Genomic DNA, 213 nt, shown 5'->3' with positions numbered 1-213 from the left:
CATGCACTTCCTGCCTCGAAATATTTTTACAACAGCCTCTTGCAAGAACGATCTGAAGCTGTCTTTTCATCACCTGCAGTTCCTCTAACTTATCAATATCAAGAGAAATTACAGCTCCTCTTCGCTTGTCAAGACTGATATAGCCTTCCCGCTTCAGTACACTATATGCTTTGTTTACCGTGTGCATGTTGACGCCGATCGTATCCGCAAGAC

The 213-nt window shown here is 43.7% G+C and carries 1 protein-coding gene; it reads right to left on the bottom strand.

Annotated elements, in window-relative coordinates:
* The coding region (locus NE558_RS14390) for a helix-turn-helix domain-containing protein (RefSeq protein ID WP_256150851.1) at positions 1-213 on the bottom strand (213 nt) is incomplete at both ends.

It is taken from the genome of Anaerotignum propionicum (genome assembly GCF_024461735.1).
GTDB lineage: Bacteria > Bacillota > Clostridia > Lachnospirales > Anaerotignaceae > Chakrabartyella.
The sequence above is the reverse complement of the archived record's forward strand: the minus strand, read 5'-3'. Positions and strand labels throughout refer to the sequence as shown.